Raw genomic sequence first — 13593 nt, 5'->3', positions numbered from 1 at the left:
GCATGCCCCTGGGCTTTACAGAACCTGGCGCAAGAACGCTTGTGCCCGTGGATCCTTCGGCGCATCGAAGAACTGCGCGGGCGCAGCATCTTCCAACAGTTTGCCGTGATCAAAAAACAGCACACGGTCCGCCACTTCCCGGGCAAAGCCCATTTCGTGGGTCACGCAGACCATGGTCATGCCTTCCAGGGCCAGGGTTTTCATGACGTCCAGCACTTCGCCGACCATTTCCGGGTCCAGCGCCGAGGTGGGCTCGTCAAACAGCATGACCTTGGGCTCCATGGCCAACGCCCGGGCAATCGCCACACGCTGTTGCTGGCCGCCGGAGAGCCGCGAGGGGAACTCGTTGGCTTTCTGCGCAATGCCGACCTTTTCCAGCAAGGCCAGGGCCTTGGCCTCGCGCTCTTTCTTGCCGCGCTTGCGCACGACTTTCTGCGCCAGGCACAGGTTTTCCAGCACGGTCATGTGCGGGAACAGGTTGAAGTGCTGGAACACCATGCCGACTTCCCGGCGATAGGCGTTCACATCGGTCTTGGGGTCGGCCAGTTGCAGGCCGTCGATGCTCACCGAGCCCGAGTCGAACTCCTCCAGGCCGTTGAGGCAGCGCAGGAACGTCGATTTGCCGGAACCGGACGGACCGATCACCACCAGCACTTCGCCCTTGGCCACCTGGGTGGTGACGTGATCCACCGCGCGCACCACGTGCCCACGGGTGTCGAAGACTTTTACCAGATCGCGGACTTCAATCACTTTGGGCGAGCCTCCGCTCAAGCCGGCTGGCCATTTTCGACAGCGGCAGGTTGATCAGCAGGTACAGGCCTGCGACACAGAACAGGATTTCAAACGGCGAAAACGAGGTGGTGATGACTTCACGGCCGCTTTTGAGCAGCTCGGTGATAGCGATCACCGACACCAGCGAGGTGTCCTTGACCAGGCTGATAAATTGCCCGGCCAACGGCGGCAGCACGCGCTTGAAGGCTTGCGGCAGTACCACGTGGCGCATCGACTGGCTGGCACTCAACCCCAGGGAACGGGCCGCTTCGCCTTGGCCACGGGCAATCGACTGCACGCCCGCGCGCACGATTTCCGCCACGTAGGCGCCGGTAAACAGCGACAGCGCAGCGATACCGGCGAACTCACGCGACAGGTTCAGCACCGTGCCGATAAAGAAGTAGAAAATGAAGATCTGTACCAATAGCGGCGTGCCACGCACCAGTTCGACGTAGATCGTCGACAGATCGCGCAAGGTCGGGTTATTCGACAACCGACACAAACCGGTCGCCAGGCCGATGAACAGGCCCAATACCCCCGACACCAGAGACAGCCACAGGGTGGTCCACAAGCCCCACATCAACGGGCCCAACGCCCAATGCCGGGTCACACCGATCACATCGCCTTCGGCCACATCGTCGCCACGGGCTACTTGCAGGCTGTTTTCGGCCACCGTCAGGTGCTGCTCGGCGCCTGCGTCGTTACGCAGGGTGACTTCAGCCACGTCGCCCTTGCGCACCAACTCGACCACCGTGGAAATATCCGCCGCGCGCTTGGACTCTTCGGCCTGGTAGGCAAAGTATTGCGGCACACGGTTCCAGCGCCATTCGTAGGACATCAGCGAGGTGGCGTAGTACAACGCGCCGGCCATGCCGACCAGCACCAGCACGGTCAGCAGGTGCCAGGGCCATTGGGCTTTTTTCTGTTTCATTGCGAGTTCCGGGAGGTGTATCGGCTGTCAGGCCGCCATCGCGGGCAAGCCCGCTCCCACCTTGGAATGCACTCCAACTGTGGGGGCGGGCTTGCCCGCGATGGGCGCGACGCGGTTGCTAGCTTATTCCATGTCCTTGAGCCACTCGGAGCTCTTGAACCACTTGTCATGGATGCGATCGTAGGTGCCGTCGTGCTTGATCTGGTGCAGGAAGTTGTTGATGAAGTTGATGCTGTCGTAGTCGCCCTTCTTCAAGCCGAATGCCAGAGGCTCATAGGTGAAGGGTTCTTCGAGGTATACCAGCTTGCCGTTGCCGACTTTTTTCTCGGCCACCACGTTGTACGGCGCGTCGTAGACAAAGGCGTCGGCCTTGCCGTTGACCACGTCAAGCACACCTTCCTGCTCGTTGTCGTAGCCGTGGTACTTGGCCTTGGAGATCAGCTTCTTGGCCACCATCTCGCCGGTGGTGCCGAGCTTGGAGGTCAGACGGTACTTCTCGTCGTTCAGGTCTTTGTAGGACTTGATAGTGCCTTCCAGTTCCTTGCGGATCAGCAGGGTCTGGCCCACCACGATGAACGGTTCGCTGAAGTTCAGGCGCAGGTTGCGCTCCTGGGTCAGGGTCATGCCGCTGCCGATCATGTCGAACTTACCGGTCAGGAACGCCGGGATGATCCCGTCGTAACCGGTGGAGACCAGTTCCAGCTTGACCCCCATGGACTTGGCTAGCGCCTTGAGCAGGTCGACTTCAAAACCAATGATTTCGCCGCGCTTGTTGGTCATCTCGAACGGCATGTAGGTCGGATCCATGCCGACTTTCAAGGTGCCGCGCTTGACCGCTTCGTCAATCGCCCCGGCCTGGGCCGTATTGACCGCCAGCAGGGCAGTCACGCCGAGCATCAGCATCGAAAGATACTTTTTCATCACCAAGTCCCCTGACTCATTTTATTTTGATGCGGGCCCCAGCAGGGCTGCACTATTTCTTCGGGGAGCGATGCTAACCCACTCGCCCACTGGCACAAAGGTCTAGCCGGGATTTGTTGGCTGATATGACAGAAAAACCCTACAAAAACCCGGAGAAAGCGCAGTTAGAGAGCTTGCCCTACTGGGCGCCCCCTGTATGAGTTATGTAAGAAGTTGTGACCGTCATTCGATCTCCGACAGCCAGTCCGTGTCCCGGAACCACTTGTCATGCAGCCGATCGTAGGTGCCGTCCTGGGCAATCTGATTAAGGAAGTGATTGATCCAGTTCAGGCTGTCGTAGTCGCCCTTCTTCAGCCCAAACGCCAGGGGCTCATAGGTGAAGGGTTGCTCCAGGGCCAGCAGTTTGCGGTTTTGCGGCTTGGCCAGGGCGATCAGGTTATAGGGCGCATCATGGATAAACGCATCAACCCCACCGCTGACCACCTGGCGGACGCCTTCCTCCGCCGTGGCAACGCTCTGCAGTTGCGCAGCCCCCAGGAAGCGCCGCGCCGCCACTTCGCCCGTGGTGCCATCCGCCGCCGCAATCCGGTAGCCGGCTTCGTTCAAGTCTTCAATGCTGCTGACTTTGCCGGCCAGGCGCGGGTGAAGCAGCACGGTCTGGCCGACAATGATGAATGAATCACTGAAGTTGAGTTTGAGGTTGCGCTCCTGGGTCACGGTCATGCCACTGCCGATCAGGTCGAACCGGCCGGCCAGCAGGCCCGGGATCAGTTCGGTATAAGCCACCGGAACCCATTCCAGGGTCACCCCCAGGGCTTTGCCCATTTCTTCGAGCAGGTCTGCTTCGAAGCCGATGACCCGCCCCTGTTTGTCAGTCATTTCGAAAGGCACATAGTTGGGATCCGTCCCCACCTTCAAGACCCCGCGCCGCACGGCCTCATCAATCGCGCCTGCGTGTGCCATCTGCAGCTGTACCAACGCGACAATGCCCAGCAGCAGCATCGACCAGTAACCCTTGATCATGAAAAGCCCCTTTTTCATTACACAGCCGCACACCGGGCGTTGCGGGTTTAGCGCAAACCAGAGGCGGTCGATTCAGATTTGGGGGGCGATCCTAACCCACCGGCAGGCAGGGCAATACGCCTTGAACCAGGGTCTTTTGTATCGAAGTTAGAAGGGTGAAGCAGAAGCGACAAGCGCTGTAGGAGAGGCGTATCAAGCGCCCCCGAGACAGGTCTCGGGGGCGTCTGAATCAGGCAGGTTGCGCCTGGGATGACAGCGGTTGCAGCGGCAGCAGCGGCGCATGGGGGTCGGCCTTGACCGACTCGCGCCAGGCACCCAGCCATTCGGCATGCCCCTCGCTCCAGACTTGCTCATGCAGGCGTGCCAGGGCTACCGGGTCGCTGAGCAACGCCACGCGCTCGTTGTTGTTCAGGCCGGCAGGGCCGACTTTCAACGCATGCCGCACACGCTCGATACGCAGCCACTCGATCGGCTCTGCCTGACCATGTCGGGACGTTGCCAGGGCACAGGCCAGGGCATTCTGTTGCGGATCGACCACTGCCCGGATAAACCCGTCATTGAGTGCATGCCAACGGTTTTCGTGGGTATAGCGGTCGGTCGACAGCAGCGCCTGCGGCGGATTGTATTCCTCGGGGATCAGGAACAGGCTTTCGTCGCGGGACTTGAGGCCCAGATTGACCCGGCTGGAGATCACCGACACCGGGATCGACAGCATCAGCGAACCGACAATCGGCACCAGCCACCACAGGAAGCTGGGGTTCAACCACACCACCAGCAGCGCCCAGAAGAAGCCCAGCAAGGTCTGCGGACCGTGGCGCTTGACCGCCTCGCTCCAGGGCGTGGAGTCGTCGTCACGTTGCGGCGAGTTCCAGGTCGCGGCCCAGCCGAGGAACGCGGCAAGCACGAAACGGGTGTGGAAAATCATCCGTACCGGCGCCAGCAGCATGGAGAACAACATCTCCAGGAGCATCGACAAGGTCACCTTGAACTTGCCACCGAACTCTTTCGCGCCCTTGGCCCAGATCAGGATGATGCTCAGCAATTTAGGCAGGAACAGCAGCACGATGGTGGTGGAGAACAGCGCCACCGCCTTGTCCGGATGCCATTGTGGCCACAGCGGGTACAACTGGCGCGGCGCCATGAAGTACTGCGGCTCCATCAGGGTGTTGACCGCCAGCAGGGCCGTGGACAGCACCAGGAACAGGAACCACAACGGTGCCGACAGGTACGACATCACGCCGGTGAGGAATACCGCACGGTGTACCGGGTGCATGCCCTTGACCAGGAACAGGCGGAAGTTCATCAGGTTACCGTGGCACCAGCGACGGTCACGCTTGAGCTCGTCCAGCAGGTTGGGCGGCAGTTCTTCGTAGCTGCCCGGCAAGTCGTAGGCAATCCACACGCCCCAGCCGGCACGGCGCATCAGCGCAGCTTCAACGAAGTCGTGGGAAAGAATCGAACCGGCGAACGCACCTTTGCCGGGCAACGGCGCCAGGGCGCAGTGCTCGATAAACGGCTTCATGCGGATGATCGCGTTGTGGCCCCAGTAGTGGGATTCGCCCAACTGCCAGAAGTGCAGACCGGCGGTGAACAGCGGGCCGTAGACGCGGGTGGCGAACTGCTGCATGCGTGCATACAGGGTGTCCATGCCCGAGGCACGTGGCGCGGTCTGGATGATCCCGGCGTCCGGCGTGGCTTCCATCAGGCGCACCAGGCTGGTCAGGCATTCGCCGCTCATCACGCTGTCGGCGTCGAGGACCACCATGTACTTGTAGTCACCCCCCCAGCGACGGCAGAAGTCGTCGAGGTTGCCGCTCTTGCGTTTGACGCGACGGCGACGGCGGCGATAGAAGATCTTGCCAAAGCCACCGGCTTCGCGGCACACGTCGAGCCAGGCTTGCTGTTCGGCGATGCAGATATCGGCGTCGTTACTGTCACTGAGCACGAAGAAATCGAAGCGGTCCAGATCGCCAGTGGCAGCGACCGACTCAAAGGTCGCACGCAAGCCGGCAAACACCCGGGGCACGTCTTCGTTGCAGATCGGCATCACCAGCGCGGTACGGGCCTCTTTCGGGATCGGCTCGTCGCCGGCGCTTTTGCCGGAGATCCGGTACTTGTCGTGACCGGTAAGCAGTTCAAGGAAGCCCATCAGCGCGGTCCAGAAACCTGCCGAAACCCAGCAGAACAGAATCCCGAACATGATCAGGATGCTGGTTTGCAGGGCGTAGGGCAGGACCTGGGTAGCGGTTTGCAGCAGGGTCTGGTTGCGCACCTCGTCAAAGTCGACGAAGGACCAGCCCTGGTAAGGCATGATGCCTTTCATGTACCAGCCGGCCACAATCGTCTGGCCGAGCATCAGCACCAGCAGGATATAGCGGCGGATCGAACCGACCGTGCGCCAGCGCGCAGCCGGCAGCACGCGCTCGTCTTTCGGCGGCGCAGGAGGGTTGCTGCGGCCGGTCAGCCGGCGCCAGCCACGCACCAGGATATTGGTGCGCCAAGGCTCGGGCACCACTTTGGTACGGCGGATCGGCGGCGTGGCCTTGAGGCAAACCCGACCGCTGGCGTCGAGCACCAGCATTTCGGCTTCCTCTAGCTCCTCGGCAGTGTTGAGGGTCAGCCGGCGGCCAACCGACGCCTGCGCGGCGTCCACCGGTGCGTCAAAGGTCGACGACGACAGGCGCTCGTGCAGTTCGGAGAAGGACTTGCAGCCCGCCAGTTCGGCGCGCTGCTCGTCGGTCATCGGAAGATGCGCCAGGTACTCGGCAAGAGTCTCTGGCTGGACTTGAGAGTTACTCATCGGCAGGCAACTGATTGCTCCAGGTTTCGGTCAGGACTTGTTCTGTCTTGACTGGCTCCGGGGTGGCTGGGGCAGCTTCTGGCTGCTTGTCTTGCTTGTCCTTGGCGTCTTTCTTGGCCTGTTTCTCGTGTTGCTTGGCCAAGACTTTGTCAGCCTTCAGGACTTGGGTGGAAGCCTGCTCTGGCTCAGGCTTGACGATGTCCTGGACCAGGGCCGCACGCATTTCGGTCGGCTTGCCAGCATCCTTGATCTTCAAGCGCAGGGTCAGGCGCCAGCCTTTGGTGTGCGGGTTGTAGCGCACGCTGTTTTCCACGACTTCGCCGTTTTCGCCGACGCTGACCTGGCTGCGCACTGCCGCATCCGGCTTCAGGGCCTTGAGGGACGGGCCTTCGAAGTCCACCAGATAGGCCACGCTGCCGTCTGGCTGACGGATCAGGTTGGACTGTTTCACATCACCGGTAGAACGCAGGGTCTGTTTGACCCAGGCACTGTCCGGCGAGTGGAACGGTGCATCGTTGAGAGTCCAGTGCAGACGGTAGGCGATATCCAGCGGCTCGCCGGGCTTAGGCAGTTCGGCCGGGCTCCAGAAGGCAACGATGTTGTCGTTGGTTTCATCGGCGGTCGGAATCTCTACCAGATCCACGGAACCCTTGCCCCAGTCGCCTTCAGGCTCGATCCAGGCGCTTGGGCGCTTGTCGTAGTTGTCGTCGAGGTCTTCGTACTGGCTGAAGTTGCGACCACGCTGCAACAGGCCGAAACCACGTGGGTTTTCTACCGAGAAGTTGCTGACCGACAGGTGTTTTGGGTTGTTCAGCGGGCGCCAGATCCACTCGCCGTTACCGGCATGGATCGACAGGCCGCTGGAGTCGTGCAGTTCACGACGGTAGTTGAGCACTTTGGACGGCTGGTTGGCGCCGAACAGGAACATGCTGGTCAGCGGGGCAACGCCCAGCTTGCTGACCTTGTCACGCAGGAACATCTGCGACTTGACGTCGACAATGGTGTCGGTGCCCGGGCGCAGGATCAGGCGGTAGGCGCCAGTGGCCCGCGGCGAATCCAGCAAGGCGAAGATCACCAGGTGCTTGTCGCCCGGCTTTGGACGCTCGATCCAGAACTCGGTGAAACGCGGGAACTCTTCGCCGGACGGCAGCGCGGTATCAATCGCCATGCCACGGGCGGACAGGCCATAGACCTGGTCCTTGCCCACGACGCGGAAATAGCTGGCGCCGAGCATGGTCATGATTTCGTCTTGCTTGTCGTCCTTGTTGATCGGGTACAGCACGCGAAAGCCGGCATAACCCAGCTGATCGGTGGCTTTAGGATCAAACTTGACGTCGCCGAAATCGAAACGAGTCGGGTCGTACTTGATTTCCTGGACGTCGGTCGCGGTGATTTCGTTGATCTTCACCGGCGTGTCGAAGTGCATGCCCTGGTGATAGAAGGACAGCTTGAACGGAGTTTTCTGCTCGGCCCACTCGGCTTTTTCATTGCGGAAACGAATTTTCTGGTAGTCAGCGAACTTCATTTCGCGGAATTCGTTCGGCAGATTGCTGCGCGGGGCTTCGTATTTCTGCCCGGCCAGCTCTTTTGCCTTGGCCGACACATCGTCCAGGCTGAATGCCCACAGTTGACCCGCGCCGAACAGGCAAAACAGGGCGGAGCCCGTCACCAGTGCGTTTCGTAACCGTTTGGCAGACAATTTTGGTGCATTACAGGGACTAACAATCACGAGCAACCCTCGCCGAAAACAGATCAAAAAACCAACGGCCAGCTATCTATATGCCAGGTTGGCGAGCATTGTTCCGACTCCGATGGGGCTAAATGATTCCCCAAGGGCGACCGGACAAGTCTCTACCTAAATCAAAAATGGACCAATTTACGCTGATCCCCGTAGCGCGCGATTATCTAGTAGCCCGTGAGATAACGCAGCAGGGTCAGCCAAGTATTTGTAGCGAAAACTTGCGTTTTTGCGCATTAAAAGTCGTTTTTCATACAATCAGGTCTGTAAAAGGAAGGTGACCGGCCCGTCATTGACCAAATGCACCTGCATATCCGCGCCAAAACGCCCCGACGCCACCGTGCCATGCAATTGTTGCGCTTGTGACAACAAGTGCTCGAAAAGCGCCTCGCCCAACGCCGGTGGCGCCGCGGTGGAGAAGCTGGGACGCAGGCCGCTTTTGGTATCGGCTGCCAGGGTGAACTGGGACACCAGCAGCAAACCACCGCCAATGTCCTTCAACGACAGGTTCATCTTGCCCTCGTCGTCACTGAACACCCGGTAGTTAAGCAGCTTATGCAACAACTTGTCGGCACTGGCGGCGGTATCTGAAGGTTCAACGGCCACCAGTACCAGCAAACCCTGGTCTATCGCGCCCACCACTTGCCCCGCCACCTCGACCCGGGCGCCACGCACCCGTTGCAAAAGGCCCTTCATGCTTCTTCAGGGGGCAGATCAAGCAGGCGTCGTGCCATCTCGCCCGCCGCACGCACCAGCGCATCGGTGATGCCCGGCTCGGACGCCGCGTGGCCCGCCTCGCGGATCACCTGCAACTCACTGTTCGGCCAGGCCTGGTGCAGCTCCCAGGCATTATCCAGCGGGCAGATCATATCGTAGCGGCCATGCACGATGATCCCCGGCAGATGGGCGATCTTGTGCATATCGCGAATCAGCTGGTTGGGCTCCAGGAACGAGTTATTGGTGAAGTAGTGGCACTCGATGCGCGCAATCGACAACGCGCGCTGGGGCTCGGAGAAGCGCTCGATCAGCTGCGGGCTGGGGCACAGGCCGAGCATGCGGCCTTCCCAGGTGGACCAGGCCTTGGCGGCATGCATCTGGGCGATCTGGTCATTGCCAGTCAGGCGCTTGTGGTAGGCGCTGATCATGTCGTGGCGCTCTTCCACCGGGATTGGCGCGATGTAGTCCTGCCAGTAGTCAGGGAACAGGCGGCTCGCGCCGGCCTGGTAGAACCACTGGATATCCTGGGGGCGGGCCAGGAAGATGCCGCGCACAATCAGGCCAAGCACGCGATCAGGGTGGGTTTGTGCATAGGCCAGGGCCAGGGTCGAGCCCCAGGAACCACCGAACAGCACCCATTTTTCAATTCCCAGGTGCTCGCGGATCCGCTCAAGGTCGGCAACCAGGTCCCAGGTGGTGTTGTTTTCCAGGCTGGCCCGCGGAGTGGAGCGCCCGCAGCCGCGCTGGTCAAAGGTGACGATGCGGTACAGGTTCGGATCGAAATAGCAGCGACTGTTGGCATCGCAGCCGGCGCCGGGACCGCCATGGATGAAGACCACGGGCAAACCTTGCGGGGAACCACTTTCGTCGACATACAGCGTGTGGGTTTCATCGACGGCCAGATCGTGCCGGACGTAGGGTTTGATCTGCGGGTACAAAGTCTGCATTGCGCGCTCCGTAAGGGGTCGGGTCCATCCCTGGGGGGACGTCTATTATTTTGCCGTCTGGCATCATAAACCCGAATTGTGCAATGAGCATGTCCTTGAGGACTTAGACCTGTGTCAGTGATCAGCCAGGAAGGTTCGCGCACCACGTGTGGGAGCGGGCTTGCTCGCGATAGCGGCGGATCAGTCGACATATTGGGAACTGACAGACCGCCATCGCGGCGATGCGGCGACCTGACAAGCCCGCTCCCACATTTTGATCCTTGTTGACTCAGGTGTAGTGCTTCTGGCCCCACGCCAAGAACCCTTCCAGCAGCTGCCTCAACACCACCCGCGTCGGCTCGGCCAGATCCTGTCGATACCTGAACGGCTCAAACTCCTCCATGTACGTGCACTGCCCCAACTCCAACTGCACCGCATGAGTATCCTGCGCCGGGTTGCCGTAGTGCCGGGTGATATGCCCGCCCTTGAAGCGCCCGTTCAGCACATGGCTGTAGTGCGGATGCGCCGCGCAGATGGCTTCCAACTGGCTGGCCAACTCGGGGTCGCAGGCGGCGCCATTGAAGGTGCCGAGGTTGAAGTCCGGTAGCTTGCCGTCGAACAGGTGTGGGATCACCGAGCGGATCGAGTGGGCGTCGAATAGCAGCGCGTAGCCGAATTCGGCCTTGAGCCGCGCCAGTTCCTGTTGCAGGGTCTGGTGATAAGGCGTCCAGATCTGCTCCAGATAGGTCGCCCGCTCCGCCCTCGACGGCTCCTTGCCTTCAATAAACAACGGCACGCCATCAAACAGCGTCGCGGGAAACAGGCCGGTGGTCGCCCCGGCATACAGCGGCTTGTCGTCCGACGGCCGGTTCAAGTCGATGACAAAACGCGAATACTCGGCCGCCAGGGTGCTGGCCCCCAGCTCTGCAGCAAAATCGTACAGCGTAGGGATATGCCAGTCGGTATCCGGCAGGCTTTGCGCCTCGGGGATCAGGCCCGCTGCAACCGCAGGCGTCAGGCGCAGGCCGGCGTGGGGCATGCTGATCAGCAGCGGTGTGCGGCCTTGTTTGAAGTTCAGAACCTTATCCACAGCAGTACTCCTTACTCACAAAGGCAACCTTACACATCGACGTCGACGCCATGGCGCACGACGCGTTTATCCAACTCGCCACCCAGCCAGTAGGCCAGGTCGGCGGGGCGGTCGATCTGCCAGGCGACAAAATCCGCGACCTTGCCCACTTCCAGCGAGCCATGGGTGTCGCCCATGCCCAACGCCGTGGCGGCATGCCGGGTAACACCGGCCAGGGCTTCTTCCGGTGTCATGCGGAACAAGGTGCAGGCCATGTTCAGCATCAGCCGCACGGACAAGGCCGGCGAGGTGCCGGGGTTGAGGTCGCTGGCAATGGCGATCTTCACCCCGTGCTTGCGCAAGGCGTCCATCGGCGGCAACTGGGTTTCGCGCAAAAAGTAGAACGCGCCCGGTAGCAGCACGGCAACAGTACCGGCGGCGGCCATGGCGATGGCGTCTTCTTCGGTCATGAACTCCAGGTGATCCGCCGACAGCGCCTGATACCGCGCCGCCAGGCTGGAGCCGTGCAGCGACGACAGTTGCTCGGCGTGCAACTTTACCGGCAACCCCAAGCGCTGCGCGACCTTGAATACGCGCTCTACCTGCTCGGTGGAAAACGCCAGGTATTCGCAGAACGCATCCACTGCGTCCACCAACCCTTCTGCTGCCAGGGTCGGCAGCATCTCGTTGCAGATGTGCTCGATGTAGTCGTCGGCGCGATCCTTGTACTCCGGCGGCAACGCATGGGCCGCCAGGCACGTGGCGCGCACGCTGACCGGCAGCTCCTGGCCCAGGCGCCGGGCCACCCGCAGCATCTTGCGCTCATTGGCCAGGTCCAGGCCGTAGCCGGACTTGATCTCCACCGTGGTCACGCCATCGCGCAGCAAACTGCGCAGGCGCTTGCGGCTGCTGTCGAACAGCTCTTCCTCGGTCGCCGCACGGGTGGCACGAACGGTGCTGGCAATGCCGCCGCCGGCCGCCGCGATCTCGGCGTAGCTCACGCCTTGCAGGCGCTGCTCGAATTCGCCGCTGCGGTTGCCGCCAAATACCGTGTGGGTATGGCAGTCGATCAGCCCCGGCGTGACCCACGCCCCTTGCAAGTCATGGGTCTGCGCGTAGTCGCCAGGCGGCAGCTCGGCACGGGGACCGATCCACTCGATCAGCGAACCGGCCGTGACCATGGCGCCATCCTCGATGATCGAGTACTCGCCCCGGGCCATGGTTGCGATGTGGCAGTGTTGCCAAAGCGTTTTCATCAACGCCTCCCTAAGTTATCGGTGAGACAAAGCCGGGTCGTAATTGACCTTGGCCGCTTGCCCGGCTGCGGGCTTGACCCACAGCAGGTAGGCGAGAACCAGCAACACGATCCATACGGCGCCCACCAGCAGCGCGGCCTGGGTGTCCGGGAAGTAGCCCAGTACACCAAAAATAAACAGCATGAACACAATGGCCGCCGCCGGCGCATAGGGCCAGAACGGTACCGGGAATTTCAGTTCGGCGATCTGCGCCTTGGTCATCGAGCGGCGCATCGCCACCTGCGTGACCAGGATCATCAGCCACACCCACACGGTAGCGAAAGTGGCAATCGAGGCAATCACCAGGAATACGTTTTCCGGGATCAGGTAGTTCAACACCACGCCGCCCAGCAGCGCTGCGCCCATCACCACCACGGTCATCCACGGCACACCGTGGCGCGACAGTTGCGCAAAGCCCTTGGGCGCCTGCCCTTGCTGGGCCAGGCCGTACATCATGCGGCCGGCGCCGAAGATGTCACTGTTGATGGCCGAGACGGCCGCCGAGATCACCACGATATTGAGGATGGTCGCCGCCGAGCCAATCCCCAGGTTGCTGAAGATCTGCACGAATGGGCTGCCCTGGCTGCCGATCTGCGGCCACGGGTAGATGGCCATCAGCACAAACAGGGTCAGCACGTAGAACAGCAGGATGCGCAGCGGTACCGCGTTGATCGCCTTGGGGATCACCCGTTGCGGGTCCTTGGCTTCACCGGCAGTGATGCCGATGATCTCGATGCCGCCAAAGGCAAACATCACCACCGCAAACGAGGCGATCAGGCCGCCCAGGCCATTGGGCATGAAGCCACCATGGGCCCACAGGTTGCTCAACCCGTTGGCCGGTGCGTCAGCCGCCGAATGCACGCCGAACAGCATGATGCCGAACCCGCCAAGGATCATCGCGACAATCGCGCCGACCTTGAGCAACGACAGCCAGAACTCCATTTCGCCGAACACCTTGACGTTGCACAGGTTCAGCCCGCCGATCAGCAGGACGATGCCGAGCACCCAGACCCAGCGTGCGACCTCGGGAAACCAGAAGCCCATGTAGATGCCGAAGGCGGTGACGTCCGCCAGGCAGACGATGATCATTTCAAAAGCGTAGGTCCAACCGAGGATAAAACCGGCCATCGGGCCCAGGTAAGTGCTGGCGTACTGGCCGAACGAGCCGGACACCGGATTGTGCACGGCCATTTCGCCGAGGGCGCGCATCACCATAAACACGGCGGCGCCGCCGATCAGGTAGGCCAGCAACACCGCCGGGCCGGCCATTTGGATCGCCGAGGCAGAACCGTAGAACAGCCCGGTGCCGATCGCCGACCCCAGTGCCATGAAGCGAATATGGCGGGCGGTCAGTCCGCGTTTGAGACCTTGTGCTTGCTGGTGCATTTCTCGTCCCTAATTA

The 13593-nt window shown here is 61.3% G+C and carries 11 protein-coding genes; all 11 read right to left on the bottom strand.

Annotation, left to right across the window (positions count from 1 at the left end; translation table 11 throughout):
- Window positions 1-15: 15 nt before the first annotated feature.
- Window positions 16-750, bottom strand: coding sequence for an amino acid ABC transporter ATP-binding protein (locus PSFL_RS17570; protein ID WP_057437198.1), 735 nt, complete (start codon window positions 748-750; stop codon window positions 16-18).
- Window positions 743-1702 carry an amino acid ABC transporter permease gene (locus tag PSFL_RS17565; RefSeq protein WP_057958060.1) on the bottom strand — a complete coding sequence of 320 codons (960 nt, stop codon included), beginning with the start codon at window positions 1700-1702 and terminating at the stop codon, window positions 743-745. The genes PSFL_RS17570 and PSFL_RS17565 overlap by 8 nt, the downstream gene beginning before the upstream one ends.
- Before the next feature lie 123 nt (window positions 1703-1825).
- Window positions 1826-2623, bottom strand: coding sequence for a transporter substrate-binding domain-containing protein (locus PSFL_RS17560; protein WP_057437194.1), 798 nt, complete (start codon window positions 2621-2623; stop codon window positions 1826-1828).
- A gap of 222 nt (window positions 2624-2845) precedes the next feature.
- The gene (locus PSFL_RS17555) at window positions 2846-3646 is read right to left on the bottom strand and encodes a transporter substrate-binding domain-containing protein (RefSeq protein WP_169959931.1); all 801 of its coding nucleotides are present in this window, start codon (window positions 3644-3646) and stop codon (window positions 2846-2848) included.
- Window positions 3647-3875: 229 nt separating this feature from the next.
- Window positions 3876-6446: a glucans biosynthesis glucosyltransferase MdoH gene (mdoH, locus tag PSFL_RS17550; protein WP_057437190.1), complete on the bottom strand. Its 2571-nt coding sequence runs from the start codon at window positions 6444-6446 to the stop codon at window positions 3876-3878.
- Window positions 6439-8175 carry a glucan biosynthesis protein G gene (locus PSFL_RS17545; protein ID WP_273506459.1) on the bottom strand — a complete coding sequence of 579 codons (1737 nt, stop codon included), beginning with the start codon at window positions 8173-8175 and terminating at the stop codon, window positions 6439-6441. Before PSFL_RS17545 ends, mdoH begins: the two co-directional genes overlap by 8 nt.
- A 267-nt stretch (window positions 8176-8442) precedes the next feature.
- On the bottom strand, window positions 8443-8880 hold the full coding sequence (gene dtd, locus PSFL_RS17540) for a D-aminoacyl-tRNA deacylase (RefSeq protein ID WP_115127190.1): 438 nt from the start codon (window positions 8878-8880) through the stop codon (window positions 8443-8445).
- Entirely contained in the window at window positions 8877-9848 is a 972-nt protein-coding gene (gene pip, locus PSFL_RS17535) for a prolyl aminopeptidase (RefSeq protein WP_170059443.1), read from the bottom strand. Before pip ends, dtd begins: the two co-directional genes overlap by 4 nt.
- A 268-nt stretch (window positions 9849-10116) precedes the next feature.
- Window positions 10117-10917 carry an N-formylglutamate deformylase gene (gene hutG / locus PSFL_RS17530; RefSeq protein ID WP_115127189.1) on the bottom strand — a complete coding sequence of 267 codons (801 nt, stop codon included), beginning with the start codon at window positions 10915-10917 and terminating at the stop codon, window positions 10117-10119.
- Between the two features lie 29 nt (window positions 10918-10946).
- A complete protein-coding gene (gene hutI, locus PSFL_RS17525; protein ID WP_057437177.1) occupies window positions 10947-12152 on the bottom strand; it encodes an imidazolonepropionase in 1206 nt (401 codons plus the stop codon).
- Window positions 12153-12167: 15 nt separating this feature from the next.
- Complete coding sequence (locus PSFL_RS17520; RefSeq protein WP_397470326.1) at window positions 12168-13577, bottom strand: amino acid permease; 1410 nt, start codon at window positions 13575-13577, stop codon at window positions 12168-12170.
- Window positions 13578-13593: the final 16 nt, after the last annotated feature.

The organism is Pseudomonas sp. DD1, assembly GCF_044510355.1.
Taxonomy (GTDB): Bacteria; Pseudomonadota; Gammaproteobacteria; order Pseudomonadales; family Pseudomonadaceae; genus Aquipseudomonas; species Aquipseudomonas shahriarae.
The sequence above is the reverse complement of the archived record's forward strand: the minus strand, read 5'-3'. Positions and strand labels throughout refer to the sequence as shown.